The following is a 26,585-nucleotide window of genomic DNA, read 5'->3' as shown; positions in this document are numbered from 1 at the left end:
GACGATCCGGGAAGGGTCAGCTTCGTGCGCCGCCGAACGCGGCGGGAGCGGGTGCCGCTGCGGGGAGGGCAGCCTTCGGCGCGTCCGCGACTGCGGACGGCGCTGCGGGGAAGGCGTACCGGGACATGCCCCTGATCCTGCCGGAGGGCCGGGGCGGCGTCGAATGAATTTCCCCCCGGTCAGAGGTTCTTGAGAGCCTCGCGCACCGACAGCGGGGACAGCGAGCCCCGTTCGGCCGTGACGAACGCGCGCACGGCCTCCGGGTCGGTCTTGGCGTACTCGCGCAGCGCCCAGCCGATCGCCTTGCGGACGAAGAAGTCCGGGTGGCCCGCCTGGCGGCGGCAGTAGGCGAAGAGCCGCCCGGTGTCGGTCGCCTCCTTGTAGCGCAGCTGGTGCAGGAGGGCGGTGCGGGCGACCCAGAGGTGCTCGTCCCCGATCCACTCGTCCATCACGGCCCGCAGCCCGGGGTCGGCGGCCACCAGCGGGCCGACGGTGTGCGCGGCGAGCGTGTCCACGGTGTCCCACCAGGGGACGGTGACGATCAGGTGCCGCACGACGGGCAGGAACCCGGAGGAGCAGCGGGACACGTGCCGCCGCAGGTAGTCCGCCGCGAAGTACTGGTACTCACGCTCCGCGAGGCCCCAGCAGCGCAGCGCGAGCGCCGCGCAGTCCGCCTCGGCCGGCTCCGGGGTGTCCTTGGTCACGGCCCGGGACAGTTCGCGGCGCAGCGGGGTGCGGATCCCGAGGAACGGCGCGACGTCCTTCATGTACGCGGCCATCTGCCCGGCCCGCTCCGGGTCGGCAGCCGCTCCGTACGCCGCGATCAGGCGCTCGGTCAGCAGGTCGGCGAGGGCGCTGAGCGGAACACCCGGGGGTCGCTGGTCGTTCGGCCGCATGAGGCCCAGATTACGGCGCGACGCCGCATACGTCGGCTAGTCTCCCGGGATGTCCCTCCTCCTCGCGCCGTGGACCCGGCTTGCGCTGCTCGTCCTGCTGCTCGTGGCGGCCGGGGTGTGCGTGCTGCTGTACGAGCCCCAGCGCATCCTCTCGGAGGGCTGGCCGCCGGGACTGCCCGTCGGCGCGGCGGTGCTGCTGTTCGCGGCCGCGTACGGGCTCTGCACGGCGGCGTTCGTCCCGCGACCCCTGCTCAACCTCGCGGCGGGAGCCGTCTTCGGGACCCAGTTCGGCCTGGTCGCGGCGGTCGGCGGGACGGTCCTGGGCGCCGGGATCTCCTTCGGCCTCGGCCGGATCATGGGCCAGGAGGCGTTGCGTCCGTACCTTCGCGGGCGCTGGCTGAAGGCGGCCGACGGCCAGCTCAGCCGGCACGGCTTCCGCTCGATGCTCGCGGTCCGGATCTTCCCCGGGGTGCCGTTCGCGGCCGCCAACTACTGCGCGGCCGTCTCCCGTTGCGGCTGGCTGCCGTTCCTGCTGGCCACCGCGATCGGCACGGTCCCCAACACCGCCGCGTACGTGATCGCGGGGTCCAGTGCCTCCTCCCCGGGTTCCCCGGCGTTCCTGGCCTCGTTCGGCTTCATCGCCGTCTCCGCGGTCGTCGCGGGGGCCGTCGCCTGGCGCGAGCGGCACCGGTTCGCACCGCCCGCCCCGCGTGAGCAGGCGCCCCAACACCCCCCTGTGGTCACGGCCGCTTCCCACGGGCCCTAGCATCGGACCCGAACTGCCCGACGATCACAAGGACGAGCGCACCCCGACATGAGCTGGTTCGAATCCCTAATCCTCGGTCTCGTCCAGGGGCTTACGGAGTTCCTCCCGATCTCCTCCAGCGCCCATCTGCGGCTGACCGCGGCGTTCGCCGGCTGGCACGATCCCGGAGCTGCCTTCACCGCCATCACCCAGATCGGCACCGAGGCCGCCGTGCTGATCTACTTCCGCAAGGACATCGCGCGGATCGTCTCCACCTGGTTCCGCTCGCTCTACACCAAGGCGCTGCGCTCGGAGCAGGACGCGAAGATGGGCTGGCTGGTGATCGTCGGGTCGATCCCGATCGGTGTCCTCGGCCTTGTGTTCAAGGACGCGATCGTGGGCCCTGCCCGCGACCTGCGGCTGACCGCCACCACCCTCATCGTGATGGGCATCGTGCTCGGCATCGCCGACCGGCTGGCCGCGCGTGACGAGGAGGGCGGCCGCCACCGCGCGATCCGCAGCCGCAAGACGCTGAAGGAACTGGGCGTCAAGGACGGCCTGATCTTCGGTGTATGCCAGGCGATGGCCCTGATCCCGGGCGTCTCCCGGTCCGGCGCGACGATCTCCGGCGGTCTGCTGCTGGGCTTCACCCGCGAGGCGGCGGCCCGGTACTCCTTCCTCCTCGCCATCCCGGCCGTCCTGGCCTCGGGCGCGTTCGAGATCAAGGACGTGATGGAGAACCCGGGCCACATCTCCTGGGGACCGACGATCTTCGCGACGGTCATCGCCTTCTTCGTCGGCTACGCCGTGATCGCGTGGTTCATGAAGTTCATCTCCACCAAGAGCTTCATGCCGTTCGTGATCTACCGGATCCTGCTGGGCATCGCCCTGTTCGCCCTGATCGCCGCGGGCGTGCTGAGCCCGCACGCCGGCGAGTCCGGGTCCTAGCCACCCCTTCGCGTCACCAGGACGCGTGAACCGGAGGCCGCTCGGGAACGTTCCCGGGCGGCCTCCGCGTCGTTGTGCCTGGAGAGACCTGAAGGCAAGCAGCAGGGGGTGTCCCATGGGTCGCGTGGTGTTGGAGCGTTTTCCGGCCGGTAGTCCGAGGGGAAGCTGGCCGGCCGAGGAGTACGCCGCGGAGCGGATGCGGGAGGGCGTGCCGGCCGAGGTGGTGATGGACCTGGCCACCGACGCGTTCCTCGTCGTGGTGCGGCAGCGGGAGGCACATTCCGGTCACTGACCGCGCCGACGGAGATCCCGTACGCGCACGCCCCTTGGCCTGGGCGGCCCGCGCCTCCACACTGACCCGATGACGCAGCGTGTGGACCTCGCGACGGTAATGGACCGCCTCGCCATCGACGAGGTGGTCTCGGGGTACGCCGTGGCCGTGGACGACGGGGACTGGGACGCCTACCGCGCCCTGTTCGTCCCGTCCGGCCGGGCCGACTACAGCTCGGCGGGCGGGATCGAGGGCCCCGCGGTGCAGGTCGCGGACTGGCTCGAGCAGACCATGCGGCTGTTCCCCGTACGGCAGCACCTGATCGTCAACCGGCTGATCCGGCTGGAGGACCTGGGCGGTTCGCCCGGGGACTCGGCCGAGGTGCGAGCGGATTTCGTGAACCCGATGCGGCTGTCCGCCGCCGGGTCCGGCGACGACGGCGCCGCCGCGCCCAACTTCGTCGCGGCCGGGCGCTACACCTTCGCGCTCGCCCGCACCCGCGACGGCTGGCGGCTCAGCCGCGTCACCGTGCACGAGAAGTGGCGCCACTTGTCCGGCTGATCCGGCCCGCCCGTCCCACACTGGAAGCGGAGGCGCCTCATGCTCACGAAGCCGGCCCGGTGGTGGCGTGCGGCGGCCGCGGTCGCCGCCGGCGCGTTGCCCTGCCTCGCCTTCCCGGCGCCCGCCCTCTGGTGGTTCGCCTACGTGGCCCTCGTGCCCTGGATGCTGCTGCTGAGGTCCGCGCCGACCGGGCGGCGCGCCGCGCTGGAGGGGTGGCTGGGCGGCGCCGGGTTCATCCTGGCCGTCCACCACTGGCTGCTGCCCAGCCTGCACGTGTTCCTGCTGCCCCTGGCCGCGCTGCTGGGGCTGCTCTGGATCCCGTGGGCACTGCTGGTGCGGGAGCTGCTCGGCGGGGTCCCCGCCGGGGCGCGGGCGGGCGCGGCGCTGGTCCTCGTACCGGCGGGGTGGCTGCTGTCGGAGCTGGCCCGGTCCTGGCAGGGGCTGGGCGGGCCGTGGGGGCTGCTCGGAGCCAGCCAGTGGCAGGTGGCGCCGGTGCTGCGGCTGGCCTCGGTGGGCGGGGTCTGGCTGGTGAGCCTGCTGCTGGTGGCGGTGAACTGCGCGGTGGTGCTGCTGATCGCGGCGCCGGCGGCGCGGGTCCCGGCGGTGGCGGGCATCACGGGGTGCGCGGTGCTGACCGGCGTGGTGTGGCTGTGGGTGCCCCGGCCGGAGGTGTCGGGCGGGCTGCGGGTGGCCGTCGTACAGCCGGGTCTCGTCGCGGACGGCCCGGACAGCGCGGAGCGGCGGTTCGCCGCCGGGGAGCGCCTGACCCGGGAGCTCGCGGGGCAGCGCCCGGACTTGGTGGTGTGGGGCGAGAGCAGTGTCGGCGCGGACCTGACGGCCCGCCCGGACCTGGCCCGGCGACTCGCCGCACTGTCGGCGCAGGTGGGGGCTCCGCTGCTGGTCAACGTGGACGCCCGGCAACCACCGGCGGGCGCGGGCGCCGGAGCGACCACGCCGACCGCGGCCGGCGCCGTGGCCGGGATTCACAAGTCGGCCGTGCTGGTCGGCCCCCAGGGCCCCACCGGCGCCCGCTACGACAAGATGCGCCTGGTCCCCTTCGGCGAGTACATACCGGCCCGCTCGCTGCTCGGCTGGGCCACCTCGGTCGGCAAGGCGGCCGGCGAGGACCGCGTGCGCGGCGCCTCCCCGGTGGTCATGGACCTGCCGGGGTGGCCGGACGTCCGGCTGGGCCCGCTGGTCTGCTTCGAGTCCGCCTTCCCCGACATGAGCCGGTACCTGGCCCGCGAGGGCGCCGGCCTGCTCATCGCGCAGTCGGCGACCTCGTCCTTCCAGGACAGCTGGGCGCCGGCGCAGCACGCCTCGATCGCCGCCCTGCGCGCCGCCGAGACCGGCCGCCCCATGGTGCACGCCACCCTCACGGGCATCAGCGCGGTGTACGGCCCGTCCGGCGAGCGGGTCGGCTCCGCGCTGTCCACCTCGCAGAGCGCGGCGGCGCTGTACGAGGTCCCGCTCGCCCGGGGCACCACCCTCTACGTCCGCTTCGGGGCCTGGCCCGTCGGCGCGGCCCTCGCCGTACTGGCGGCGTACTGCGCGGCCGAGGGCGTGCGCTCGGTCAGGACCGGGCGGCCTGCTCCAGAGCGGACAGCACCACGCGCTCGCACAGCTCGTGGGTGAGCAGCGCGTCCCGGGCACTGACCGTCTTGCCCGCCTGGACGGCCTCCAGGAAAGTGTCCACGACCTGCTCGATCCCGCGCTGGCGGGCGACCGGGACCCAGTCCCCGCGGCGGCGCACGGTCGGCTGGCCCTTGTGGTCGATGATCTCGGCGAGGTTGACGACCTGGCGCTTGCTGTCCTGCCCCGAGACCTCCAGGACCTCCTCGGTGGAGCCGGACAGCCGGTTCATGATGCCGAGCGCCGTGAATCCCTCGCCGGACATCTGGAGCACCACCTGGTGCATCAGCCCCTCGCGCACCACGGCGCGGACGTCGATGTGGTCGGCCTCGCCGGGCAGCAGGAAGCGCAGCGTGTCGACGACGTGGATGAAGTCGTCCAGGACGAGGGTGCGCGGGTCCTCCGGCAGGCCGACCCGGTTCTTCTGCATGACGATCAGCTCGCGCGGGTGGTCGGCGCACTGCGCGTAGCCGGGCGCGTGGCGGCGGTTGAAGCCGACGCACAGCGACACCCCGCGCTCCTCGGCGAGTTCCACCAGCCGCCGCGCGTCGGCGAGCTCGTAGGCGAGCGGCTTGTCCACGTACGTCGGTACGCCGGCCTCCAGCAGCCGGGTCACGATCTCGGGGTGGACGTCGGTGGGGGCGTGCACGAAGGCGGCGTCTAGGCCTGCGGCGAGCAGCCCGTCCAGGTCGGTGTGTCGTCGTGCGGCCGGGATGTGGTGGGTCCCGCCGATCAGCTCCAGTGTGGCGGGGGTGCGGGTCTGCAGGTGCAGCTCGATCCCCGGGCGGGTGGTGAGGACGGGCAGGTACGCCTTGCGGGCGATGTCGCCGAGTCCGATGACGCCAACCTTCACCGGGAGCCTCCAGGTTCGTTCCTTGTGGGACTTGAGGAGCTTAATCCCTGGTGGCGGGGGGCGGGGTCGCCGAGGATGGGCCGCATGACCATCACTTCCGGATCACAGCGCACCGAACCGTCGACCACCGCCAACGAGCGGGACATGCTGGACGGGTGGCTCGACTACCACCGCGCCACCCTCGTGTGGAAGTGCGAGGGGCTCGCGGACGCGCAACTGCGGCAGGCCGTCCTCGCCCCGTCCGAACTCAGCCTGTTGGGGCTCGTGCGGCACATGGCCGAGGTGGAGCGGTACTGGTTCCGGGAGATCATGCTGGGCGAGGAGCTGCCCGAGCTGTACTGCACGCGCGAAGACCCGGACGGTGACTTCCACTTCAGCGAGGAAGACACCTATGCGGATGCCGAGCGGGTCTGGCAGACCGAGGTCGAACTGGCCCGGCAGGCCGCGGCGGGCCGCCCGTTGGAGCTGGAGTCGCGCGCCGAGAGCCACCACCGCGGCGAGGTGTTCAGCCTGCGCTGGGTCTACACGCACATGATCGAGGAGTACGCGCGCCACAACGGACACGCGGACCTTCTGCGCGAGCAGCTCGACGGCTCCACCGGCGACTGACGCGGCGGGCCGGCGCCACGGGCCGGCGCCGCGGGCAACTCGCGCGACTGCACGGCAGGTCCACCTGCGGACGGCCGTCACCCGTGCGGGGTCAATATCGCCCGCGGGTTTTCGCAACGGGGTCCTCGCACAGCAGAGTTGCGCGGGTGCATCCAACCCGAACCACGACAACGCTGCTGCTCGGAGTCGCCTGTGCCGTCTCGGCCGTCTCCGGCTGTGTGAATGTGACCCCCGCCCCGATGCAGCCGGCGGCGGCCCCCGCGTCCGGGGTGCCGCCACAGCACGAGGCGCGCGGCGGGCCGGGGGCCTCGCCGGTGGTCGTTCAAGCGCCCGCGCTGGAGGCGCTGAAGGCCGGGGACACGGTCGCGGGGCGCCCCGGGCAGGCGGCGGCGTCCCAGGCCGCCCCCGCCCCCGCGGCGAGCGCCGCCGCGGACGCCGCCACAGGGGCGGAGGCGGCCGTACCGCCGGTCCCGGACATCCCGGAGCCCCGGCAGCCCGCCGAGGCCGCGACGGGGCTCTCAGGCGGGCCCGACGGGCACGACAGGGCCGACGGACGCGGCGACGGCAAGGGCGACGGCGAGGGCCGCGGGGGTCGTCGGCACCGCGGGAAGAAGGCGGGGCCGGAGGTACCGCGGGAGCTGGTGAAGGAGCTGCCGGTCCACCCGGCGGAGGTCTGCGCCCTCGGGCGCCGCCACGGCCGCTGGCACCCGGACAGCCCCGAGGCCCGCATCTGCGCGGGGGTCCGCGAAGGCTGACCCGGCCCGGGTACGCAAACCCGCGCAGGTCCTAGGAACCCTGCTCCGGGAACGCGCGGGGCCCCTCGCCGGGTTCCGCCGCGAGCCTGCGCTCCAGCCGGGCGATGGCGGCCCGCACCCCGTTCCCGTAGCCGTCGTCGGCGAGTGCGCCGGTGGCGGCCCGGGCCCGGGCGAGGTGCACCCGGGCGGCCTCGGGCCGGCGGAGCTTCACGTAGTCGGCGGCCAGGCTGAGGTGCAGCGACGGGTAGAACACGCGCACGGCCTGATGCGGTTCGGGGCGGGCGGGCGGCCCCTCTCCCGGAGCCGGCCGCTGCCCCACCGGGACCGGCCCGCCGACCGCCGGACCCGGCCCGTCCGCCGCCGGGGCGGGCCCGTCCCCCGGGCCCAGCCCGTCGGCCGCGGTGAGGGCGCGCAGGTCCCACGCCAGTTCGTCGGCGGGATCGTCCTGGGCGTCGGCCATGTAGTGCGCGAGCGTGCACCGGTGGAGGGCGTCGCCCTCCACTCCGATCTCGGCCCAGATCTCGCCGAGCCGGTTGCGCGCCTCCTCACGGTCCCCCGCGTGCAGCAGGATGACCGCCTGGCCGATCCTGGTCATGACGGCGTCCTCCGACGCCTCCCGCTGCTCCGTCACCGCGGCCTCCGGCTCGCTCCGCCAGACCTGCTCCGGTCTGATCGTCAAGACGCTAGCCGCAGGCACCGGCAATGGCGCCGAGGCGCGGTGGGGCGTCAGCCCAGGTCCGGGATCCGCCAGTCGATCGGCTCATGGCCCTGGGCGGCGACGGCCTCGTTGATCTGCGTGAAGGGCCGGGACCCGAAGAACTTCTTGGCCGACAGCGGCGAGGGGTGGGCGCCCTTGACGATGACGTGCCGCTCCGCGTCGATCAGCGGGATCTTCTTCTGGGCGTAGGCGCCCCAGAGCACGAAGACGACCGGGTCGGGGCGCTCGGACACGGCGCGGATCACCGCGTCGGTGAACTTCTCCCAGCCCTTGCCCTTGTGCGAGTTGGGCTCGGCCTCGCGGACGGTGAGGACCGCGTTGAGGAGCAGGACGCCCTGCTCGGCCCACGGCATCAGGTACCCGTTGTCGGGGACGGGGAGGCCGAGCTCCTCCTTCATCTCCTTGTAGATGTTGCGCAGCGAGGGCGGGGTCTTGACCCCGGGCCGCACGGAGAAGCACAGGCCGTGGCCCTGGCCGGCGCCGTGGTAGGGGTCCTGGCCGAGGACCAGGACCTTCACCTTGTCGAACGGCGTGGCCTCCAGGGCGGCGAAGACCTGCTCGCGGGGCGGGTAGACCGGCCCGTTCGCCCGCTCCTTCTCGACGAACTCGGTGAGCTCTTTGAAGTAGGGCTGGTCCAGCTCCCCGCCGACAGCGGGGAGCCAGGACTCGGGCAGCATCTGGGTCACGTCTACAACCTCCGGTACAGGTTCTTCCAAAACCGCTTCGCGCGACTGCGTCGTGCAACTGCGTCGGGCTACTGATCAGAACCTACCCGGGGCCACTGACAACGCCCCACCCGCCCGCCGGGCGGGGGCCGCTACCAGCTGGTCTTGCGGTACATCTCCCACATCTGCATGGCGGTCTGCGGGTCCAGGGACCGCTCGGCGCCGGCGATGTCCTCGCGGGCGGCGACGTACAGCTTGCCCTGCCACAGCGGCAGCAGGCGGACGTCCTGGGCGAAGATCTCCTGCGCCTTCTCGAACTCCTTGGCACCGGCCGAGCGGTCGCTCTCGCGGCGGGACTTCGGCAGCAGGTCGGTGAGGATCTCGGCGGGCTCGTACGGGGTGCCGACCGCGTTCTCCTTGCCGACGAACGGCGCGATGAAGTTGTCCGGGTCTGGGAAGTCGGGGAACCAGCCGCGGCCGAAGACCGGGTACTGCCCGCTCTTGTAGCCCTCCTGGAAGGTCTTCCAGGGCTGTCCGCGCAGGGTGATCTTGAAGAGGCCGCTCTCGTCGAGCTGGCGCTTGATCTCGGTGAACTCGTCCGCCGTGGAGGCGCCGTAGCGGTCGGTGGTGTACCAGAAGGTCAGGTCCACCGGCTGGGTGATCCCGGCGTCCTTGAGGGTCTTCTTCGCCTTGGCGACGTCGGCGTGGCCGTAGGTGTCGTAGAAGGGCGTCTTGTGGCCCACGACGCCCTTGGGGACCATGGAGTAAAGCGGCTCGGCCGTGCCCTGGTAGACCTTGGTGACGAGCGTCCCGCGGTCGATGATCTGGGCGATCGCCTTGCGCACCGGCAGCTTGTTGACCTGCGGGTCCTGGGGGTTGAAGACCAGGTAGCGGATCTCGGCGCCGACGTTCTCGACGACCTGGACGCCCTCGTTGTGCGACTCGGGGCTCTGGAGGTCCTTGATCTCCGCGGCGGACAGGCCTCGGTAGGTCGCGTCGATCTCCTTGTTCTTCAGCGCCGCGACCATCTGCTTGGACTCCGCGAAGTACCGGATGGTGACGGCGTCGTTCTTGCGGTTCGCGAAACCGGCGTAGCTCTCGTTCTTGGCGAGGACCGCCTCGCTGCCCTCCTTGTACGACTGGAGGACGTACGGGCCGGAGCCGACGACCTTGCCGTCCTCGCGCACCTTGTCGGCCGGGTACTCCTTCGGCGCGACCAGGGAGGCCGCCGGGGAGCCGAGCACGAACGGGAACGTCGCGTCCGGGGCCTTCAGGTGGAAGACGACCGTGTGCGCGTCGAGGGCCTCGATCTTGTCCAGGCTGCCGAACAGGTCCTTGGGACCGTTCTTGTGGCTGATGGTCTTGATCCGGTCCAGGGAGTACTTGACCGCCTTGGCGTCGAGCGGCTCCCCGTTCGAGAACTTGAGGCCCTTCTTCAGCGTGCAGCGGTAGGACTCGCTGGCGGAGTCGGTGAACTCGCAGTTCTGGGCCGCGTCCGGCTGGGGCTTGGTGGCACCCGTGGGGAACGCGAGCAGGGTCTGGTAGACGTTCCGGTACAGCTCCCAGGAACCGTCCCAGGCGGCCGCGGGATCGAGGGTGCTCGGGGCGCTCGTCGTGCCGACGACGATCTTCTGAGCGGCTTCGCCCTTGTCGTCCGACAGCAGGCCGCATCCGGCGAGCAGGGATATGGACGCAAGGGCCGCAGTGATCTGCAGGCATCTGGTCCGGATGAACACGTGCACGCTCCTCGATCAGCCAGGGGTGCGGCAGACCCTACCGCAGTGCTCACCAAATCCAATGGGCAGGTTTCGTGAGGCACTTGACCGATTTCGTGCATATTAGGTACGCATTTGCCTCCCCCAGGGAGGCAAATGCGTCCGATTATCGGTCAGTGGACACCGGCATTGAGGAACATTCCTCCGTCGACGACCAGAGTTTGCCCGGTGATCCATTCCGCTTGTGCAGATGTGAGAAACGCCGCGGCCCCGCCGATGTCCTCCGGGACGCCGAGCCGGCCGAGCGGGTAGGCCGCCGCGGCCTCCTGCTCGCGGCCCTCGTAGAGCGCCTGCGCGAACTTCGTCTTGACCACCGCGGGGGCGATCGCGTTAACCCGGACGCCCGGCGCCATCTCGTGGGCGAGCTGGAGGGTGAGGTTGACCATCGCGGCCTTGCTCATCCCGTACGCGCCGATGAAGGGCGAGGCGGAGACGCCGGCGATGGAGGCGATGTTCACGATCGCCCCGCCGTTGTCCTTCTGCCAGGCGTGCCAGGTGCGCTGGGCGAAGCCGAGCGCCGAGATCACGTTCGTCTCGAAGACCTTGCGGGCGACGCCGAGGTCAAGGTCCGCGATCGGGCCGAAGACCGGATTGGTTCCCGCGTTGTTGATCAGGAAGTCGACCCGGCCGAAGGCCTCCATCGTGCGCTCCACGGCGATGGCCTGGTGGGCCTCGTCGTGCGCCTTCCCGGCGACCCCGATCACCCGGTCCGCCCCGAGGCGCTCCACGGCCTCCTTGAGGGCCTCCTCGTTGCGTCCGGTGATGCAGAGCCGGTCGCCGCGCGCGACGAGCGCCTCGGCGACGCCGTAGCCGATGCCGCGGCTGGCTCCGGTGATCAGCGCGACCTTGCCGCTGTCCGCGCCGCCGCCCGCGCTGCTGGTGCTGGTGCTGGTGCTGTCCGTCATGGCCGTGGGCCTGCCTCTCGTCAGTTGAGCGGGCCGCCGGCCACGTACATGACCTGGCCGGAGACGAAGCCGGCGGCCTCGCCCGTGAAGAACGCGATGGCGTTGGCGATGTCGTCCGGGCGGCCGACGCGCTGCACCGGGATCTGGGTGGCCGCGGCGGCCTGGAAGTCCTCGAAGCCCATCCCGACGCGGGCGGCCGTCTGGGCGGTCATCTCGGTGACGATGAAGCCGGGGGCGACGGCGTTGGCGGTGACGCCGAACTTGCCGAGCTCGATCGCCAGGGTCTTGGTGAAGCCCTGCAGGCCGGCCTTGGCGGCGGAGTAGTTGAGCTGGCCGCGGTTGCCGAGCGCCGAACTGCTGGAGAGGTTGACGATGCGGCCGAACTTGGCCTCCACCATGTACTTCTGACAGGCCCTCGACATCAGGAACGCGCCGCGCAGGTGCACGTTCATGACGGTGTCCCAGTCGGTCTCGCTCATCTTGAACAGCAGGTTGTCGCGCAGTACGCCGGCGTTGTTGACCAGGATGGTCGGGGCGCCCAGGGTGCTCGCGACGCGCTCGACGGCCGCCTCCACCTGCGCGGCGTCGGAGACGTCGCAGCCGACCGCCAGGGCCGTGCCGCCCGCGGCCGTGATCGCCTCCACGGTGTCCTTGCAGGCCGCTTCGTCGAGGTCGAGTACGGCGACGGCGCGGCCTTCGGCGGCCAGGCGTACGGCGGTGGCCGCGCCGATGCCCCGGGCCGCCCCGGTCACGATCGCGACGCGCTGCTCGGTGGTGGACATGCTGGATCTCCTCGCCCTTGGAATCCTCAACAGCGGCGCCCGATGGGTGAGCAACCGCTTAGTAGCCTCAGCTGAGGAGACGCTAGGAGCCCTGGCACCCGGTGTCAACGGCATCGGGTCCCAGGGCTCCGGGCGGTACGGCGATCAGCGCACCAGCAGGTCGAGCAGCCGTTCCACTTCGGCCTCGGGGTCCGCCGTCAGACCGGTGTGCACCGGGCCCGGCTGGACCACCGTGCTGCGCGGCGCGACCAGCCAGCGGAACCGGCGGCCCGGCTCGTCGCCCGCCGCCTGGCCGGCGCTCTCGCCGCCCGCGCACAGCCCCTCGACCGCGCGCAGCGCGGCCCGCACCCCGGCCACGTCGGCCTTGGGGTCCAGGGCGAGGAGCTTGGCCTCGTCCAGGTGGGTGCGGGCGGCGACGTAGGACCGCGCCCGGCAGTAGACGATCACGCCGGCGTTGAAACACTCGCCGCGCTCCATCCGGGGCACCACGCGCACCAGCGCGTACTCGAACACGTCCCGCTTGGTCACTCGCTGCCGCTCTTCTTCTTGGTCTTGTGGGGCCATTCGGTCAGATGGTCGGTGAGCCACCCGGGCGGCTTCGAGGACGCCTTCACCTCGGCCTCCATCGAGATCCTCTCGTGGATCGAGGCCGCGCGCGGCAGCAGCACGTCCACGTAGGCGCGGCGCACCGCGTCGGTGGAGTCGAAACCCGGCTCGTCGACCAGCCACTCGTCGGGCACGTCGGCGACGACCTCTTCGAGCAGTTGCCGGGTCACCAGGGGCGCGAGCGCGGCGGCGGCCGCCGCGACGTCCGGGCCGACCGGGGCGAGCACGTGGTCGGAGGCGTTGTAGGGCTTGGCGGCGGCGGCCTCGGCGGTCGGCCAGTTGTGGTGCCAGATCATGGTGGCGCCGTGGTCGATGAGCCAGAGGTCCCCGTGCCAGACCAGCATGTTCGGATTGCGCCAGGACCGGTCGACGTTGTTGATCAGGGCGTCGAACCAGACCACGCGCCCCGCCTCGACCGGGTCGACCTGGTACGCGAGCGGGTCGAAGCCGATCGAGCCGGGCAGGTAGTCCATCCCGAGGTTCAGCCCGCCGCTGGCCTTGAGCAGCTCCTGGACCTCCTGGTCGGGCTCGCCGAGCCCGATGACGGGGTCGAGCTGCATCTGCACCAGCCTCGGGACCCGCAGGCCCAGGTGCTGGGCCAGGCGGCCGCAGACGACCTCGGCGACGAGGGTCTTGCGCCCCTGGCCGGCTCCGGTGAATTTCATGACGTAGGTACCGAGGTCGTCGGCCTCGACGATTCCCGGGAGCGAGCCGCCCTCGCGCAAGGGCGTGACGTAGCGGGTCGCGATCACTTCGGACAACATCCGCCCAGGTTACGGGGGTCAGCGCGGCGAAGCCCACTCCGCGATCAGCGCTTCGGCCGTGGTGATGGCCGCGACCAGCGCGAGGGAGTTGCGGATCACCTCGGCGGTGTAGGCGGCGGGCACCCCGGTGATGGCGTCCGAGGGGACCACGACCTGGTAGCCGAGGTTCACGGCGTCGAAGACCGTGTTCGGGATCGCGATGTTCGAGGAGACCCCGGTGACGACGAGGGTGCGGACGCCGAGGTTGCGCAGCAGCGGGTCCAGATCGGTTCCGGCCATCGGGGACAGCCCGTGCAGCCGCCGGACGACCAGGTCCCCCTCGGCCACCTCGATCGGCGCCGCGACCTCGACCGCCCGGCTCCCGGTGAGCTGGCGCACCGGCAGCTTTCCGGCGGCCCGGAACAGCCGCGCGTTGGTGTTGGCACCGCGCCCGTCCGGCCGCCGCTCGGCGACCGCGTGCAGCACCTGTACGCCGGCTCCGTGCGCGGCGTCGACGAGCGCGGCCACCCGGGCCAGCATCCCGGAGTCCCTGGCCTCCTTGGCCAGCTCGGGCAGGGCGCTCTCGTCGCCGACGACGCCGCTTTGGCACTCGACGGTGAGCAGCGCGGTGGTGGCGGGATCGAGGTGCGGCATGTATCCCCCTGGCGTGGCGGCCGAAGAGCCCTCATGATTCCTGACACACAGTCAGATGTGAAGAGGAGCGGAGCCGATGGACGGTACCCAGGGGATCGACGACGGCGAGCGGACGACCGGGGCCGCCGCCCCGCAGCGGCGGGGCCGCCGCATCATGATGACCGGGGAGGAAGTGGACGCCTTCCTGCGCGAGCAGCGCACCTGCCGGGTGGCGACGGTCTCCCCGGACGGCCGCCCCCACGTGGGCGCGCTGTGGTTCGCCTGGGACGGCCGCTCGCTGTGGCTGTACTCGATCACACGCAGCCGCCGCTGGGCCGACCTGCGCAAGGATCCCCGCATCTCGGTGGTCGTGGACGCGGGCGAGGCCTACGACGAACTGCGCGGGGTCGAGCTCCGCGGCACCGCCGTGTTCGTGGGCGAGGCCCCGCGGACGGGCGAGCCCTGCCCGGAGCTGGCGGAGGCCGAGCGGATCTTCCCCGTCAAGAACTTCGGCATCGAGGAGATGCCCCACGACGGGCGGCACGCCTGGATCCGCCTCACCCCGGAGTCGGTCGTGTCCTGGGACTTCCGAAAGCTCTAGCTGTGTCGACCCGCGGCGCCCGTCAGCCCGCCGGCAGCAGCGCCTCGGCCGCCGCCCGCGCGACCACGGCGGCCACCAGCGACAGCGCCGGGGAGTCCAGCTTCCACTGCTGCCAGTACAGCGGCACGTCCAGCGGCCGCCGGGGCGCCAGCAGCACCAGCCCCCCGGACCGCACCAGTGGGGCGGCCTGCGACTGCGGCACCAGCCCCCACCCCAGCCCCGCGGCGACCGCGTCACAGAACCCCTCCGAGGTGGGCACGTGGTGGCGCGCGGGCGAGGCCTCGGCGTCCGGGCCGGCCAGCGACCGTACGAAGGTGTCCTGGAGGACGTCCCGCCGGTCGAACACGATCACAGGCGCCTCGCGAAGGTCCCGCGCGAGCGCGCCCGTGAGGTGGCGGGCGGCGAAACCGGGGCTCGCGACCGGCAGGTACCGCGCGAGCCCCAGCGCCCGTACGGTGCAGCCCGCCACCGGGTCCGGCGAGGAGGTGACCGCCGCCATCACCTGCCCCTCCCGCAGCAGGGCGGTCGTATGGGACTCGTCCTCGCGGTGCAGCTCGAAGCAGACGGGCGGATCCTGCGGAACCAGGGCCAGCGCGGGCAGGAACCAGGTGGCGAGCGAGTCCGCGTTCACCGCGATCGGCAGCCGTACCGGCCCCAGCCCCTGCGCCGCACCCATGCCCAGCTCGGCCCGCGCGTCGCGCTCCAGCCGGGCCAGCTGACGCGCGAACCGGATCACCACCTGGCCCGACTCGGTCGCCCGTACCGGCTTGGTCCGCATCAGCAGCACCCGCCCGGTGCGCTGCTCCAGCGCCTTGACCCGCTGGCTGACGGCGGAGGGCGTGACGTGCAGGGCGGCGGCGGCCGCGTCGAAGGTGCCCTCGTCCACGACCGCGAGGAGGGTCCGTACCTGGTCCAGCGGCAGCTCGTCCATCACGAGCGCTAATGCTACGTAAAAATCTTTAGCTGTACTGTCGCCGCGCCCACTCCTACGGTCGATCACATGACACACGGCATCATCACGGCGGCACTCGCCGGTTTCGGCACCGGCCTCTCCCTCATCGTCGCCATCGGCGCGCAGAACGCGTTCATCCTCCGGCAGGGCGCGCGCCGGCATTCCGTCCTCGCCGTGGTCGCCATCTGCGCCCTCTCGGACGCGCTGCTCATCGTGCTCGGCGTCGCGGGCGTCGGCGCCGTCGTCACCGCCTGGCCGGCCGCCCTGACCGCCGTCGGCATCGCCGGCGGCGCCTTCCTGATCGGCTACGGAGTGCTCGCGGCCCGCCGGGTACTGCGCCCCGCCCCGGGCGCCGCCCTCACCGCCGACGGCGCCTCCCCCGGCTCCGGCCGCCGCGCGGTGCTGACCTGCCTGGCCATGACCTGGCTCAACCCGCACGTCTACCTGGACACCGTGCTGCTGCTGGGCTCCCTGGCCGCCGACCGCGGCGACCTGCGCTGGGCCTTCGGCGCCGGCGCGGCCCTGGCCAGCCTGACCTGGTTCGGCTCCCTGGGCTACGGCGCCCGCCTGCTGAGCGGCCTCCTGGCCCGCCCGTCGGCCTGGCGCGTCCTGGACGGCCTCGTCGCCGCGACGATGGTCACGATGGGCGGCATGCTCCTCGCCCGGGCCTGAGCCGGGCTCAGACCAGTTCGGGCTGCGTTTCGCGTCGCTGCTGCGGCACCCGCGCAGACACGGCCTCGCGCTCCCACAGCCTGGTGATCCGCACGTGGCCGTAGACCACCGAGGCCATCCCCAGAATCAGCAGCGGCCCGAACACCCACGGGTAGGCGGCCATCTCCGTCGACAGGAAGCGGAACGACACCAAGAACGCGACGAAGACCGCGGCGCCGTAGACCGTCAGCTTGATTCCCGACCGGTCCCAGCCACGGTCGAGCGAGCGCAGCCCCGTCTCGATCGTGTACGTGAACACGACGCCGGCGACGATGTCCGCGCCGTAGTGGTAGCCGAAGCCCAGCGTCGCGCCGAGCGTGGCGATCAGCCAGAACGTGCCCAGCAGGCGCAGGGCCAGCGGGCCCTTGCGGGAGTGGATGAAGATCGCGGTGGCCCACGCCGTGTGCAGGCTGGGCATGCAGTTGCGCGGGGTGAAGTCGTTGAAGGGCATCGGCTGCGGGACACCGACCGGCGACGGCGTGTGCGGCCACAGGTCGGCCAGCGCCCACTGCCCGCCGTCGGCGCCGTAGGCGAAGATCGGCCCGACCACCGGGAAGATCATGTAGATGCCGGGACCGAGCAGGCCGACGACGAGGAACGTGCGCACCAGGTGATGGCGCGGGAAGCGGCGTTCGGCCGCCACGTGGCGCAGCTGGTACAGCGCGACGATGACCGCGCCCACCGCGAGCTGGATGTAGACCCACTCCAGAACGTGGGCGCCGATCGCGCCGGTGGCCTCGACGATCCGGCCCGCCACCCATGACGGGTTGCCCAGCGCGTGATCGGCGGTCGCCACGTACTGGTCGAGCACCATCGGACGGGTCTGTGACGTGATCAGCAGCCAGGTGTAGCCCGTCTTGCGGCCGGCCACCAGCAACAGGGCCAGCGCGACGCCTTTCAGCAGCAGGGCGCGCTCCCGGCCGGTCCGGCGCGTGACGGCGATGACGGCGCAGGCCAACGTCACCCACAGCGCGCCGTTGCCGAACATCATCTCGGCGCCGACCGCCGACCGCACGGCCCAGAAGACGAGGTCGATGCCGATCGCCGCACCGACCGCGATGAAGCGCTGGCGCCAGCTGAGCACCACCATCATCAACGCCATGCTGGCGTACAGCACCGTCCCCGACTTGGGGGCGAATATCACCTCTCGCGCCTGGTCGGCGATCGGGCCCCGCTCGCCGTAGTGGCGCGCGGCGATCTCCAGCGCGATGAGGAATCCGAAGGCAACCACACTCACCGCGGCCCACAGCAGGACCCGTGGTTGACGCCACGTGGCGAACCCGGCTCCGCCACCCGTTCGCGAGGGAACTCGCGATGCCTTAGATATCAATTTTCAGCCGATGTATATGTTTCAACATGATCGTGTTAACTCGAACATGCTAGCGGAGCGGCTGCGTTTCACTGAGGGCGGGTACGGAGAACGGCCCGGGACGCACGAAAGGCCGCCCTCTCACGGATGAGAGAACGGCCTCCGACGTGCTCCATGCACAGTCGGGACGACAGGATTTGAACCTGCGACCCCTTGACCCCCAGTCAAGTGCGCTACCAAGCTGCGCCACGTCCCGATGCCCGCTGACCTGGGGGTTTCCCCTGGTTGAACGCGCAGGAGAACAATACCGCACTTCGCGGGGTGGTCGCGCGCACCTTTCGGTGCCCGTTGGCGGCGTCAGTCGGCGGTGAGCTCCGGGTGGGCCGCGGCGAGGCGCTTCGGGGCCGCCTGGAGCCAGGAGTCCGTCAGGATCGTGCGCAGTTCCGCCGCGTCCGACACCGCCTTCAGCCGGACCCGCAGCCACGCGTAGTTGTCGTCGTGGCCCTCCCGTACGAAGAACTTCTCCGGCTCCGCGGCGATCAGCTCCGCGCGGTCCTCCTTGGGGCACTTCACCCCGATCGAGGTGTCGTCGTCCCCGAGGGCGGCGAAGATCTTCCCGCCCACGCGGAAGGTCGGCATGCCCCAGGCCGGCTTCTCGCTGCTGTCCGGAAGCGACAGCGCGATCGCCCGGACGTCCTGCGCCGTCGTGGCCATCCCCGCGACTCCTCTCCGGTCACCCGTGCGACCTCCCCTGCGACCGTAGACCCCGGCACCGACAACGGCCCGCCGGGCGGTCACCGGCCGCGCCGGTCCTCCCGCTCGTGGAGCAGCGCCACCAGATCGACGGCCAGGGCCTTCACCGTCGCCAGCCCGTCCGTCCCCCACCGCCTCGGCACCCCGTCCACCGCGCACACGGTTCCCAGGACGATGCCCCGCCGGTCCGTCAGCGGTGCCCCCAGGTACGACCGCACCCCGCTCTCGTCGACCACCGCGTTCCCCGCGAAGCGCGCGAAGTCCCGCACGTCCTCCAGCACCAGCGCCCGCCGCCGCACCACCACGTGCGGGCAGTAGCCGTGGTCCCGGGCCAGGGACCGGGCCGGGTAGCCGCTCGCCGGGGCGTCCGGGTCGTGGTGGAGACCGGCGAAGAACTGCCGCTCCTCGCCGATGAAGTTGACCCCCGCGTACGGGGCGCCGAGCGTCTGCGCGGCCCGCCGGGCGAACAGGTCGAGCTCGGTGTCCGGCCGCTCCCCCAAGCCCAGTTCGCGCAGCCGGACGACGCGCTCGGGCGCCTCCCGGTCCACCGGGGTGAGCAACAGGTGTCCGGTCGATTCGTAGTACGTCATATCGGTTCCCCCGGGTCCGGAGACATCTCTGAGTTCATCGGGTTCGTGGAGTACGCCGGGGCCGGCGGCCTCATGGTCAGGAGGTGGTGGACCAGGGCGGCCAGGGTCGCCGTCCCGGAGCTCGTCAGCCGCGCGTCGCACCGTACGACCGGCACCTCCCGGCCTAGCCCCACCGCCTCGCGGACCTCCTCGGCCGTGTAGCGGTGCCCGCCGTCGAACTCGTTGACGGCGACGATGAAGCCGATCCCGCGCCGCTCGAAGAAGTCGACGGCCGGGAAGCAGTCGGCCAGGCGGCGCGTGTCGGCGAGCACGACCGCCCCGAGCGCGCCCGCGCACAGCTCCTCCCACAGGAACCAGAAGCGCTCCTGCCCGGGTGTGCCGAAGAGGTAGAGGACGTGCCGCTCGTCCAGGGTGATCCGGCCGAAGTCCAGCGCGACTGTCGTCGTGGTCTTCGCCTCGACCCCGTCGAGCGGGTCGGCGGTCTCGCTCAGGCCGCTGAGCAGTTCCTCCGTGCACAGCGGCTCGATCTCGCTCACCGCGCCCACGAACGTGGTCTTCCCCGCCCCGAACCCACCCGCGACCAGGATCTTCAAGGTCGCGGGCAGGGTTTCGGGGCGGCTGTCACAGCCGTTTGCGTAAGCCATCGAGCACCGCCCGCAGCAGAGTCTGGTCATCGGCGGCGAACGAGCCGGTGCCGCCGCCGGGGAAGCGCGGTGACTGCGCCATCACGGCTCCGTGTTCCATCAGGTCGGCCAGCAGCACCTTCACCACCACCGCCGGGAGCCGCAGCTGCCCGGCCACCTCGGCGACGGTGACCGCCGCCGCGCCGGCGCACAGCCGTAGCGCGAGGGTGTGCTCGGCGCCGAGCGGCGCGCGTGGGCGTACGCCGGTCGCGGTCACCAGGGAGAGCAGATCGAGCGCGACCGCCGGCCGGGTCCGCCCGCCGCTCGCCGTGTACGGGCGCATCATGCGGCCCGCCGAGTCGTCCAGCCACGGCGTGTCCCGCCCCGTCGCGCCGAATCCGTGCGCCCCCGTCGCCCGGGCCCTCATCGCCCCACGTCGGCGACGGGGCGCCGCGGCGGGGCCGCCAGGTACGGTCGGACGCTCTTGACCAGCATCGCCATCTCGTAGCCGAGGACGCCCGCGTCGGCCTCCCGGTCGGCGAGGACCGCCAGGCACGTCCCGGATCCGGCGGCCGACACGAAGACGAGGGCCGTGTCGAGTTCGACCACGACCTGCCGGACCTCCGCGCCGTCGCCGAACCGGGATCCGGCGCTCCGGCCGAGCGAGTAGAGCCCGGAGGCCAGGGCCGCCAGGTGGTCGGCGCTGTCGGCGTCGAGGCCGTGCACGCAGGTGACGAGGCCGTCGGCGGTGAGCAGCACGGCGCTGCGCGTGTACGGCACCCGCTGGACCAGGCCGCTGAGCAGCCAGTCGAGATCCGAGAGCCGGCTGGTCGTGGTCGCCACATCGCCGCCCATGAGGGTGCGCTCCTTGCTGGGGTGAGAGGTCATGGTCATGCCTGGTTCTCCGACTGGGCGAGGCCGAAGCCCCGCTGGAAGGCGGCCATGAGGCCGGGGTCGTGCACCGGTGGCTCGGGGTCCGCCGTCCGGCGCGGGGCGGGGGTGTCGCGCAGCTGTGGCGCGAGGTGCTCCTGGGCGCGGCGCTTGGGCAGCGGCGGCCGGTCGCCTTCCGCGGGGGAAGCGGACGGCCCGGGCATCGCGCCCGCGGACCCCAGGTCCAGCCCCGTGGGCTCCGCGAGCACGTCGCCTCGGCTGCCCGTGCGCGGAACGGACTCCGCCCAGGCCGGAGCCGGTGGCCCGGCTCCGGGCCCCGGCACCGGCACCGGCACCGGGCCGGACGGGTACCCCGGGCCCGGGTCGGACGGGTACCCCGGGCCCGCCGGCTCCCGCCGCGGCGGGGTCACCCGTACCGGCTCCAGCGGCGGGGCGTCGAGAGGCTCACCGGCGGTCCACGAGGTGGCCCGCGACCCACCGAGCACGTCGGCGGCGCTCGGCGCCTCCGCGCCCAGCAGGTCCTGCGGCAGTACCAGCACGGCGAGCACCCCGCCGTAGATGTTGGACTTGAGCTCGACGGCGATCCCGTGCCGCCTGGCCAGCGCCGAGACGACGAACAGGCCGATCCGCCCGTCGGCCAGCAGGTGCCGGACGTCGAACCGGTCGGGGTCCCCGAGCAGGGCGTTCATCCGGTGCTGTTCCGCGGCGGGCATGCCCAGCCCCCGGTCCTCCACCTCGACGGCGATCCCGGCGGTGACCCGCTCGGCGCGCAGCACCACATCGGTGTCGGGGGCGGAGAAGACCGTGGCGTTCTCGACGAGTTCGGCCAGCAGGTGCACCACGTCGGCGACGGCGTGGCCGCGCACGGTGCCGCCCGCTGGGGGCACCACCTTGACCCTCGTGTACTGCTCGACCTCCGCGACCGAGGAGCGGAGCACCTCGCTGAGGTCGATGGGCCGGGTCCACTGGCGCCGGGACGCGGCGCCGCCGAGCACGGCGAGGTTCTCGGCGTGGCGGCGGATCCGGGTGGCGAGGTGATCGACGTGGAAGAGCTCCTTGAGCAGGTCCGGGTCCTCGACCGTGTCCTCCAGGTCGTCGAGCAGCGAGATCTCGCGGTGGACGAGGGACTGGAGCCGGCGCGCGAGGTTGACGAAGACCTCGACCTTGCGGTCGCTGTCGGACGGCGCGACCGGGGCGGCGAGCCGGACGAGGGTGGTGTGCGCCTGTTCGCGGGCGCCGCGCAGCTCCTGCGCGAGGAGCCAGAACTCGTCCACCGCCGAGGGGTCGCCGTCCGGCCGGGACGCGCCCCCGCGCACCGGGCGGGCCGGCGTCTCCCCGTGCTCCAGCCGCTCGGCGGCCGTCCGCAGTTCCTGGCGGCCGCGCACGCTGGAGCGGCGCAGCGCCTCGCAGCGGTCGCGGACGGCCTTGGCGGAGCGCTGGGCGCCGAGCAGGGCGGCGGCGAGCGCGCCGACGACGAGCAGGGCGCAGCCGGTGAGGACGGGCCACAGCCGGGCGTCGCGCTCCCCCGCGCCGCCGCCGAGCTGGAGGGTGAAGATCACGGCGGCCGCGCCGCTGAGCCCGGCGGCGAGCGTGGGCAGTACGGCGGCGCGGACCAGCTGGGGACGTATCTGCCGCCCGGGACCGGTGACGGCGTGTCTCGACGGGGCGTGGCGGGCGGTGCGGAGTCCGGACATCTGGGGTCCTCGGTACGTGGGTCCCGGATCCCGGGGCTCTCGCGGCGGTGGCCGGTGAGCGTTTCCCGGGTCCGGTGTTGATCACCGGATACCCACGCTAGACCGCACGATCCCGCCCCGGACGCCCAGTTGGGGAACTTGGCGGGGGTGCTTCCCGCTCCCGATGGAGCGCTCGTACGGCAGCCCGAATGCGCCGGGAGCGCGTACGCCCCGGCGCGGCGGGATCGCGCCGGTCAGCCCGCGCACGGCGGGCCGGGCAGGGGGCAAGTGTCCGCGACGGCGTCCGGGAGAGCCGCGTTTCGACACCGCGGCACTCAGCCCCCGCACGGGGATCGAGCATGATCGGTTTCCGGCACACCCCTCGCTGTCCGACCACGGGAGTTCCCTCACATGTCCCAGATCCAGGTACGCGCGCTCCGGCCCGAAGACTTCGCCCAGTGGCGCGCGCTGTTCCGCGGCTACGCCGATTTCTACAAGGTGGAGCAGAGCGAGGAAGCCGCCCGGACGGTGTGGGACTGGCTCAACGACCCCGGCCACGAGGAGAACGCCCTCGTCGCCGAGGACGCCGACGGCCATCTGATCGGCCTCGCGCACTACCGTCCGTACGCCCGGCCGCTGTTCGCGGCGGTCGGCTGCTACCTCGACGACCTGTTCGTGGCCCCAGGCAGCCGCGGCTCCGGCGCCGCCGACCTGCTGCTCGCCCGGCTGCGCGAGATCGCGGCCGAGCGCGGCTGGAGCGTCGTCCGCTGGATCACCGCCGACGACAACCACCGGGCGCGCTCCAAGTACGACCAGGTCGCGACGCGCACGATGTGGGTCACCTACGACATGGCCCCCGGGCACTGACCAACCCGGGCGGCCCGGGGCACGCCGGAGCCCGGGACAGCCGGGCCCCGGCAAACGCCGGGGCCCGGGTTCCGGACGGTGCCGGGACCCGGGCCCTGAAGGGCGAGGCCGTGCTACGAACCCACCGACTCGGGTTCCTCCTGCGCCACGGCCGGCGGGCGCTCGGCGGCGGCCGACCGGGGCTGCCCGGCGGGCGCGGGCGAGCCGCCCGCCACGAAGGGCCGCCACCAGGGCGCCGCGGGCGCGTCGGCCGAGCCCGGCTCGAAAGGCTGGCCCGGCAGCGGCAGCGCGATGGCCGCGCCCGCGCCCTCGGCCGCGGCGACCGTGCCCTCGCCGGGCTCGTCCCACGGGTGCGGGGCCAGGTTGAAGGTGCCCCAGTGGATCGGCAGCATCGTGCCGTGCGGCATGTCGCCCTGGAGGTCGAGGTGGGCCCGCATGCCCTCCTCCGGTGTCATGTGGATGTCGGGCCAGTACTCCGAGTACGCGCCGATCTGGATCATCGTGGCGTCGAACGGGCCGTGCGCCGCGCCGATCTCCTTGAATCCGGGGAAGTAGCCGGTGTCCCCGCTGTGGAAGATCCGGTGCGAGTCGCCCGTGACCACCCAGGAGGCCCACAGGGTGAACTGCTGGTTGCGCAGACCGCGCCCGCAGAAGTGCCGGGCCGGGGTGGCCGTCAGGGACAGCCCGGCGACCTCGGTGCTCTCGTTCCAGTCCAGCTCGCGCAGCCGGTCGGGCGAGACGCCCCAGCGCTCCAGGTGCGCGCCGACGCCCAGCGGGACCGCGAAGACCGTGTCCGTACCGGCCAGGGCCTTGATCGTCGGGAGGTCGAGGTGGTCGTAGTGGTCGTGGGAGATCACCACGACGTCGACCGTGCCCAGGGAAGCCAGCGGCACCGGCACGGGGTGCAGGCGCTTGGGGCCGGCGAAGGGGAAGGGGGAGCAGCGCTCGCCCCACACCGGGTCGAACAGCACGCGGCGCCCGTCGATCTCCGCCAGCACGCTGGAGTGCCCCATCCAGGTCAGGCGCAGCCCGCTGACCGGCGGCTTCGCCAGCTCGGCGAGGGTCGTCGGGTAGACCGGGATCGGCGCGCCGGGGTTGCGCCGGACCCGCTGCTCCTTGTGGAAGTAGATCTTGGCGAACTCCGCCATGGAGCCGGAGGGCCGGGTGCGGGCGCCGATGGGGTTCTGGAAGACGCCGTCGGCGAAGTTCGGCGAGCGGCGGATCCGCTCCATCCGCGCGCCGGACGGGTCCGCGCCGAAGGCTTCGGGCCGCAGGGCGCGCAGTCGCGGACGCAGGGGACGGGAGCCGGTCAAGGCGCCTCCAGGAAGGCTCGGGGCAGGACGGGTCATACAGGCTACGACGTTCCAACGCGCACCGGACCCGAAGGATTCCGCGCCCGGTCCCCGCGCCCCGCCCGCGGGAAGGCCCCGGCCCGCCCACGCCAAGGCCCCGGCGGGCTCGCTCCACGGCTCGGCCTGCCCGCGCCACGACCCCCGCCCGCCCGCACGGCCTGCCCGCGCCACCGCGCCCGGCCGCCCTCGCCGGTGTCCCGCCCCGACCGCGCCCGTCCTACAGCGGCAGCAGGTCGGGCCGCTTGGCCTCGACGTGGTCCCCGGAGGACTCCCCTCGCAACCGCCTGCCGATCCACGGCACCAGGTACTCGCGGGCCCACTGGATGTTGTCCCGGGTCACGTCCACCGATCCGCGCGGCCGCAGCGGCGGCCACGGCTGGTCGGGGTCGGCGGGCACCTCCAGGCCGAGCACCTGCGCGGCGCGCAGCGCGACCCGCGTGTGGCCCTCGGGCGAGAGGTGCAGCCGGTCGGCGTCCCAGGCCCGCCGGTCCTGTACGGACTTCAGCGACCAGAGGTCGAGCACCGGGCAGTCGTACCGGTCGGCGATGGCGCGCACGTGCGCGCTGTACGTGGCCACCTTGCCCCGGATGTGCTTGAGGACCGGCACGCCCCGGGTGTCGAAGCCGGTGGTGATCATGACCTGCCCGACGGCGCCGGCGAGGTCGGCGACGGCCGCCTCGAACCGCTCCGCGACGTCGTCCGGGTCGCTGCCGGGCCGGATGATGTCGTTGCCGCCCGCGCAGAAGGTCACCAGGTCGGGCGCGAGTTCCTTGGCCCGCGGCACCTGCTCCTCCACGATCTGGTCCAGGAGCCGCCCCCGCACGGCCAGGTTGGCGTACCGGAAGGTGTGCTCTTCCCGCTGATCGGCCAGGAGTACGGCCAGCCGGTCCGCCCAGCCGAGAAAACTGTCCCCGGGTCCCGGGTCCCCCACGCCCTCGGTGAAGCTGTCCCCGATCGCCGCGTACGAGCCGATGGTCTTGAGTGTCGTCGTCGTCGCTGCCACGAGAACACATCCTTCACCCCGGCACGTGACCTACGCCACCGTAGGCAGGGGTTGACGGACCGTGATCTATACCACCCGGTCGGATCGGAATAACGGCGTGAGGCCGGGACCCCCCTCGGGCCCCGGCCTCACGTGTCGGTCGTACCTCGTCCGGCGGCGGCTGCCGTCAGATGCTCACGCCCTTGGTGCGGAGGTAGGCGAGCGGGTCGATGTCCGAGCCGTAGGACGGCCCGGTGCGGATCTCGAAGTGCAGGTGCGGGCCGGTCGAGTTGCCGGTCGAACCGGAGAGGCCGATGGTCTGGCCGGGGGTCACGCTCTGGCCGGTCGAGACCGACAGCTGCGAGAGGTGGCCGTACTGGGAGTACTTGCCGTCCGCGTGCCGGATGACGACCTCGTTGCCGTACGAGCCGGCCCAGCCGGCGGAGACGACGGTGCCCGCGCCGACGGCCCGGACGGTGGTGCCGGAGCTCGCGATGAAGTCCACACCGGTGTGATAGCCGGAGGACCACATGGCGCCGGCCGTCTTGTACTGGGTGGAGATGCCGCCGCCGACGGGGGCCACGAAGGCGGCCGTCTTGCCGGTGGCGGTGGAGGAGCCCGCGTCCTGCTGCTTGGCGGGTGCGGCGGCGGCCGTCTTCGCCTTGGCCTTCGGGGCCGGGGCGGACCGCTCGGCCGGCTTCTCGGCGGACCGGTCGGCCGACCGCTGCGTCGGCTGCTGCGCGCGCTTCGGGGCCGGGGCGGACTGCGCCGGGGCCTCGGCCGCCGCGCCCTTCGCGCCCAGGGTCAGCTTCAGACCCGGGTGGATCAGGGAGGGGTTGGCGCCGACGGCCTCGCGGTTGTCCTCGTAGAGCCGCTCCCAGCCACCCTCCAGGTGGCGCTCCGCGGCGATCTTCGAGAGGTAGTCGCCCGGCACGACCGTGTACACGGCCGGCGCGGCCTGCGTTGCCTGCGGGGCAGCGGCCTGCACCTGCGGGGCGGCGGCCCGCACCTGCGGCGCCGAGGCCGGAGCGGCGGCGGGGGCGGCGGTCTGGCCGCCGGCCGCGGAGGCGCCGGTCGCACCCAGCAACGGCAGCGCGAGGGCCGCGCCACCGGTGCCCGCCACGGCGAAACCGCGCGAAATCGAACGGGACTTGGGACGGCGGTGCTTACCCTTTGCGGGCATG

Annotated in this window: 31 protein-coding genes and 1 tRNA gene; 10 read left to right on the top strand and 22 right to left on the bottom strand. The window is 72.8% G+C overall.

Annotation, left to right across the window (positions count from 1 at the left end; translation table 11 throughout):
- Window positions 1–179: 179 nt before the first annotated feature.
- Window positions 180–896, bottom strand: coding sequence for a DNA alkylation repair protein (locus OG982_RS25740; RefSeq protein ID WP_266782709.1), 717 nt, complete (start codon window positions 894–896; stop codon window positions 180–182).
- Window positions 897–945: 49 nt separating this feature from the next.
- Here OG982_RS25740 and OG982_RS25735 point away from each other — a divergent pair, with 49 nt between their 5' ends.
- The 5 genes from OG982_RS25735 (at window position 946) to lnt (ending at window position 5,056) form a co-directional block, all read left to right on the top strand.
- A complete protein-coding gene (locus tag OG982_RS25735) occupies window positions 946–1,662 on the top strand; it encodes a TVP38/TMEM64 family protein (RefSeq protein WP_266782711.1) in 717 nt (238 codons plus the stop codon).
- A gap of 48 nt (window positions 1,663–1,710) precedes the next feature.
- A complete protein-coding gene (locus tag OG982_RS25730; protein ID WP_266782713.1) occupies window positions 1,711–2,589 on the top strand; it encodes an undecaprenyl-diphosphate phosphatase in 879 nt (292 codons plus the stop codon).
- A gap of 115 nt (window positions 2,590–2,704) precedes the next feature.
- Window positions 2,705–2,881 (top strand): hypothetical protein, encoded by a 177-nt coding sequence (locus OG982_RS25725; RefSeq protein ID WP_099893904.1) that lies wholly within the window; start codon window positions 2,705–2,707, stop codon window positions 2,879–2,881.
- Between the two features lie 69 nt (window positions 2,882–2,950).
- A complete protein-coding gene (locus OG982_RS25720; protein WP_266782715.1) occupies window positions 2,951–3,421 on the top strand; it encodes a nuclear transport factor 2 family protein in 471 nt (156 codons plus the stop codon).
- Window positions 3,422–3,460: 39 nt separating this feature from the next.
- Window positions 3,461–5,056, top strand: coding sequence for an apolipoprotein N-acyltransferase (lnt, locus tag OG982_RS25715; protein ID WP_266782716.1), 1,596 nt, complete (start codon window positions 3,461–3,463; stop codon window positions 5,054–5,056).
- Here the strand turns inward: lnt and OG982_RS25710 are convergent.
- Complete coding sequence (locus OG982_RS25710; RefSeq protein WP_266782718.1) at window positions 4,995–5,906, bottom strand: Gfo/Idh/MocA family protein; 912 nt, start codon at window positions 5,904–5,906, stop codon at window positions 4,995–4,997. The genes lnt and OG982_RS25710 overlap by 62 nt on opposite strands.
- Window positions 5,907–5,990: 84 nt before the next feature.
- On the opposite strand from OG982_RS25710, the gene OG982_RS25705 reads away from it, so the two are divergent.
- Together OG982_RS25705 and OG982_RS25700 are read left to right on the top strand one after the other, a co-directional pair.
- Complete coding sequence (locus tag OG982_RS25705; RefSeq protein WP_266782720.1) at window positions 5,991–6,515, top strand: DinB family protein; 525 nt, start codon at window positions 5,991–5,993, stop codon at window positions 6,513–6,515.
- 146 nt (window positions 6,516–6,661) lie between these two features.
- Window positions 6,662–7,270, top strand: coding sequence for a hypothetical protein (locus tag OG982_RS25700; RefSeq protein WP_266782722.1), 609 nt, complete (start codon window positions 6,662–6,664; stop codon window positions 7,268–7,270).
- A gap of 31 nt (window positions 7,271–7,301) precedes the next feature.
- Here OG982_RS25700 and OG982_RS25695 read toward each other — a convergent pair whose 3' ends face one another.
- The 8 genes from OG982_RS25695 to OG982_RS25660 form a co-directional block, all read right to left on the bottom strand.
- Entirely contained in the window at window positions 7,302–7,901 is a 600-nt protein-coding gene (locus OG982_RS25695; protein ID WP_266791705.1) for a hypothetical protein, read from the bottom strand.
- 95 nt (window positions 7,902–7,996) lie between these two features.
- Window positions 7,997–8,665, bottom strand: a complete 669-nt coding sequence (locus tag OG982_RS25690) for a uracil-DNA glycosylase (RefSeq protein ID WP_266791706.1) — start codon at window positions 8,663–8,665, stop codon at window positions 7,997–7,999.
- A gap of 140 nt (window positions 8,666–8,805) precedes the next feature.
- Window positions 8,806–10,389, bottom strand: a complete 1,584-nt coding sequence (locus OG982_RS25685) for an ABC transporter substrate-binding protein (protein WP_266782724.1) — start codon at window positions 10,387–10,389, stop codon at window positions 8,806–8,808.
- A gap of 152 nt (window positions 10,390–10,541) precedes the next feature.
- A complete protein-coding gene (locus OG982_RS25680; RefSeq protein WP_266782726.1) occupies window positions 10,542–11,333 on the bottom strand; it encodes an SDR family oxidoreductase in 792 nt (263 codons plus the stop codon).
- A 20-nt stretch (window positions 11,334–11,353) separates the two neighbouring features.
- Window positions 11,354–12,115 (bottom strand): 3-oxoacyl-ACP reductase FabG, encoded by a 762-nt coding sequence (fabG, locus tag OG982_RS25675; protein WP_266782728.1) that lies wholly within the window; start codon window positions 12,113–12,115, stop codon window positions 11,354–11,356.
- A gap of 144 nt (window positions 12,116–12,259) precedes the next feature.
- Window positions 12,260–12,643, bottom strand: a complete 384-nt coding sequence (locus OG982_RS25670) for a DUF3037 domain-containing protein (RefSeq protein ID WP_266782730.1) — start codon at window positions 12,641–12,643, stop codon at window positions 12,260–12,262.
- A complete protein-coding gene (locus tag OG982_RS25665) occupies window positions 12,640–13,485 on the bottom strand; it encodes a HipA family kinase (RefSeq protein ID WP_266782732.1) in 846 nt (281 codons plus the stop codon). Before OG982_RS25665 ends, OG982_RS25670 begins: the two co-directional genes overlap by 4 nt.
- An 18-nt stretch (window positions 13,486–13,503) precedes the next feature.
- The gene (locus OG982_RS25660) at window positions 13,504–14,118 is read right to left on the bottom strand and encodes a cysteine hydrolase (RefSeq protein WP_266949287.1); all 615 of its coding nucleotides are present in this window, start codon (window positions 14,116–14,118) and stop codon (window positions 13,504–13,506) included.
- 76 nt (window positions 14,119–14,194) lie between these two features.
- Between OG982_RS25660 and OG982_RS25655 the strand changes: the two genes are divergently transcribed.
- Window positions 14,195–14,698, top strand: coding sequence for a pyridoxamine 5'-phosphate oxidase family protein (locus OG982_RS25655; protein ID WP_266782736.1), 504 nt, complete (start codon window positions 14,195–14,197; stop codon window positions 14,696–14,698).
- Between the two features lie 22 nt (window positions 14,699–14,720).
- Here the strand turns inward: OG982_RS25655 and OG982_RS25650 are convergent, their stop codons facing one another.
- Window positions 14,721–15,629: a LysR family transcriptional regulator ArgP gene (locus tag OG982_RS25650; protein WP_266791707.1), complete on the bottom strand. Its 909-nt coding sequence runs from the start codon at window positions 15,627–15,629 to the stop codon at window positions 14,721–14,723.
- A 69-nt stretch (window positions 15,630–15,698) separates the two neighbouring features.
- Between OG982_RS25650 and OG982_RS25645 the strand changes: the two genes are divergently transcribed.
- The gene (locus OG982_RS25645; protein WP_266782738.1) at window positions 15,699–16,322 is read left to right on the top strand and encodes a LysE/ArgO family amino acid transporter; all 624 of its coding nucleotides are present in this window, start codon (window positions 15,699–15,701) and stop codon (window positions 16,320–16,322) included.
- Between the two features lie 7 nt (window positions 16,323–16,329).
- Here OG982_RS25645 and OG982_RS25640 read toward each other — a convergent pair whose 3' ends face one another.
- The 8 genes from OG982_RS25640 to OG982_RS25605 all read right to left on the bottom strand — a co-directional run bounded on the left by OG982_RS25640 (window position 16,330) and on the right by OG982_RS25605 (window position 22,221).
- Entirely contained in the window at window positions 16,330–17,691 is a 1,362-nt protein-coding gene (locus tag OG982_RS25640) for a phosphatase PAP2 family protein (RefSeq protein WP_266782740.1), read from the bottom strand.
- Window positions 17,692–17,852: 161 nt separating this feature from the next.
- Window positions 17,853–17,926 (bottom strand) — tRNA-Pro (locus OG982_RS25635).
- Window positions 17,927–18,027: 101 nt separating this feature from the next.
- The gene (locus OG982_RS25630) at window positions 18,028–18,384 is read right to left on the bottom strand and encodes an MmcQ/YjbR family DNA-binding protein (protein ID WP_266782742.1); all 357 of its coding nucleotides are present in this window, start codon (window positions 18,382–18,384) and stop codon (window positions 18,028–18,030) included.
- 80 nt (window positions 18,385–18,464) lie between these two features.
- Window positions 18,465–19,013 carry a GAF domain-containing protein gene (locus OG982_RS25625; RefSeq protein ID WP_266782744.1) on the bottom strand — a complete coding sequence of 183 codons (549 nt, stop codon included), beginning with the start codon at window positions 19,011–19,013 and terminating at the stop codon, window positions 18,465–18,467.
- Window positions 19,010–19,657, bottom strand: coding sequence for an ATP/GTP-binding protein (locus tag OG982_RS25620; RefSeq protein ID WP_266782746.1), 648 nt, complete (start codon window positions 19,655–19,657; stop codon window positions 19,010–19,012). Before OG982_RS25620 ends, OG982_RS25625 begins: the two co-directional genes overlap by 4 nt.
- Window positions 19,635–20,063, bottom strand: a complete 429-nt coding sequence (locus tag OG982_RS25615) for a DUF742 domain-containing protein (RefSeq protein WP_266782748.1) — start codon at window positions 20,061–20,063, stop codon at window positions 19,635–19,637. The genes OG982_RS25620 and OG982_RS25615 overlap by 23 nt, the downstream gene beginning before the upstream one ends.
- Complete coding sequence (locus tag OG982_RS25610; RefSeq protein ID WP_266791709.1) at window positions 20,060–20,491, bottom strand: roadblock/LC7 domain-containing protein; 432 nt, start codon at window positions 20,489–20,491, stop codon at window positions 20,060–20,062. Before OG982_RS25610 ends, OG982_RS25615 begins: the two co-directional genes overlap by 4 nt.
- Window positions 20,492–20,526: 35 nt before the next feature.
- On the bottom strand, window positions 20,527–22,221 hold the full coding sequence (locus OG982_RS25605; RefSeq protein ID WP_266949285.1) for an ATP-binding protein: 1,695 nt from the start codon (window positions 22,219–22,221) through the stop codon (window positions 20,527–20,529).
- 390 nt (window positions 22,222–22,611) lie between these two features.
- Between OG982_RS25605 and OG982_RS25600 the strand changes: the two genes are divergently transcribed.
- Window positions 22,612–23,067 (top strand): GNAT family N-acetyltransferase, encoded by a 456-nt coding sequence (locus tag OG982_RS25600; protein WP_266782752.1) that lies wholly within the window; start codon window positions 22,612–22,614, stop codon window positions 23,065–23,067.
- Between the two features lie 113 nt (window positions 23,068–23,180).
- Here OG982_RS25600 and OG982_RS25595 read toward each other — a convergent pair whose 3' ends face one another.
- From OG982_RS25595 to OG982_RS25585, 3 genes are all read right to left on the bottom strand, one after another.
- Complete coding sequence (locus OG982_RS25595) at window positions 23,181–24,380, bottom strand: MBL fold metallo-hydrolase (protein ID WP_266782754.1); 1,200 nt, start codon at window positions 24,378–24,380, stop codon at window positions 23,181–23,183.
- A 256-nt stretch (window positions 24,381–24,636) separates the two neighbouring features.
- Window positions 24,637–25,422, bottom strand: a complete 786-nt coding sequence (locus tag OG982_RS25590) for an SGNH/GDSL hydrolase family protein (protein ID WP_266782756.1) — start codon at window positions 25,420–25,422, stop codon at window positions 24,637–24,639.
- Between the two features lie 166 nt (window positions 25,423–25,588).
- Entirely contained in the window at window positions 25,589–26,584 is a 996-nt protein-coding gene (locus OG982_RS25585) for a LysM peptidoglycan-binding domain-containing M23 family metallopeptidase (protein ID WP_266782757.1), read from the bottom strand.
- Window position 26,585: the final 1 nt, after the last annotated feature.

Origin of the sequence: Streptomyces sp. NBC_01551 (genome assembly GCF_026339935.1) — a bacterium.
In the GTDB taxonomy this organism is placed as follows: Bacteria; Actinomycetota; Actinomycetes; order Streptomycetales; family Streptomycetaceae; genus Streptomyces.
Note: the sequence above shows the minus strand (reverse complement) of the source record. Positions and strands in the feature narration are given on the sequence as shown.

Bases quoted from the DNA above. Each gene is read 5' to 3' on its own strand.
- OG982_RS25740 (WP_266782709.1), bottom strand. From the start codon at position 896: ATGCGGCCGAACGACCAGCGACCCCCGGGTGTTCCGCTCAGCGCCCTC.
- OG982_RS25735 (WP_266782711.1), top strand. From the start codon at position 946: ATGTCCCTCCTCCTCGCGCCGTGGACCCGGCTTGCGCTGCTCGTCCTG.
- OG982_RS25730 (WP_266782713.1), top strand. From the start codon at position 1,711: ATGAGCTGGTTCGAATCCCTAATCCTCGGTCTCGTCCAGGGGCTTACG.
- OG982_RS25725 (WP_099893904.1), top strand. From the start codon at position 2,705: ATGGGTCGCGTGGTGTTGGAGCGTTTTCCGGCCGGTAGTCCGAGGGGA.
- OG982_RS25720 (WP_266782715.1), top strand. From the start codon at position 2,951: ATGACGCAGCGTGTGGACCTCGCGACGGTAATGGACCGCCTCGCCATC.
- lnt (WP_266782716.1), top strand. From the start codon at position 3,461: ATGCTCACGAAGCCGGCCCGGTGGTGGCGTGCGGCGGCCGCGGTCGCC.
- OG982_RS25705 (WP_266782720.1), top strand. From the start codon at position 5,991: ATGACCATCACTTCCGGATCACAGCGCACCGAACCGTCGACCACCGCC.
- OG982_RS25690 (WP_266791706.1), bottom strand. From the start codon at position 8,665: ATGCTGCCCGAGTCCTGGCTCCCCGCTGTCGGCGGGGAGCTGGACCAG.
- OG982_RS25680 (WP_266782726.1), bottom strand. From the start codon at position 11,333: ATGACGGACAGCACCAGCACCAGCACCAGCAGCGCGGGCGGCGGCGCG.
- fabG (WP_266782728.1), bottom strand. From the start codon at position 12,115: ATGTCCACCACCGAGCAGCGCGTCGCGATCGTGACCGGGGCGGCCCGG.
- OG982_RS25665 (WP_266782732.1), bottom strand. From the start codon at position 13,485: ATGTTGTCCGAAGTGATCGCGACCCGCTACGTCACGCCCTTGCGCGAG.
- OG982_RS25660 (WP_266949287.1), bottom strand. From the start codon at position 14,118: ATGCCGCACCTCGATCCCGCCACCACCGCGCTGCTCACCGTCGAGTGC.
- OG982_RS25655 (WP_266782736.1), top strand. From the start codon at position 14,195: ATGGACGGTACCCAGGGGATCGACGACGGCGAGCGGACGACCGGGGCC.
- OG982_RS25650 (WP_266791707.1), bottom strand. From the start codon at position 15,629: ATGGACGAGCTGCCGCTGGACCAGGTACGGACCCTCCTCGCGGTCGTG.
- OG982_RS25645 (WP_266782738.1), top strand. From the start codon at position 15,699: ATGACACACGGCATCATCACGGCGGCACTCGCCGGTTTCGGCACCGGC.
- OG982_RS25630 (WP_266782742.1), bottom strand. From the start codon at position 18,384: ATGGCCACGACGGCGCAGGACGTCCGGGCGATCGCGCTGTCGCTTCCG.
- OG982_RS25625 (WP_266782744.1), bottom strand. From the start codon at position 19,013: ATGACGTACTACGAATCGACCGGACACCTGTTGCTCACCCCGGTGGAC.
- OG982_RS25620 (WP_266782746.1), bottom strand. From the start codon at position 19,657: ATGGCTTACGCAAACGGCTGTGACAGCCGCCCCGAAACCCTGCCCGCG.
- OG982_RS25615 (WP_266782748.1), bottom strand. From the start codon at position 20,063: ATGAGGGCCCGGGCGACGGGGGCGCACGGATTCGGCGCGACGGGGCGG.
- OG982_RS25610 (WP_266791709.1), bottom strand. From the start codon at position 20,491: ATGGGCGGCGATGTGGCGACCACGACCAGCCGGCTCTCGGATCTCGAC.
- OG982_RS25605 (WP_266949285.1), bottom strand. From the start codon at position 22,221: ATGTCCGGACTCCGCACCGCCCGCCACGCCCCGTCGAGACACGCCGTC.
- OG982_RS25600 (WP_266782752.1), top strand. From the start codon at position 22,612: ATGTCCCAGATCCAGGTACGCGCGCTCCGGCCCGAAGACTTCGCCCAG.
- OG982_RS25585 (WP_266782757.1), bottom strand. From the start codon at position 26,584: ATGCCCGCAAAGGGTAAGCACCGCCGTCCCAAGTCCCGTTCGATTTCG.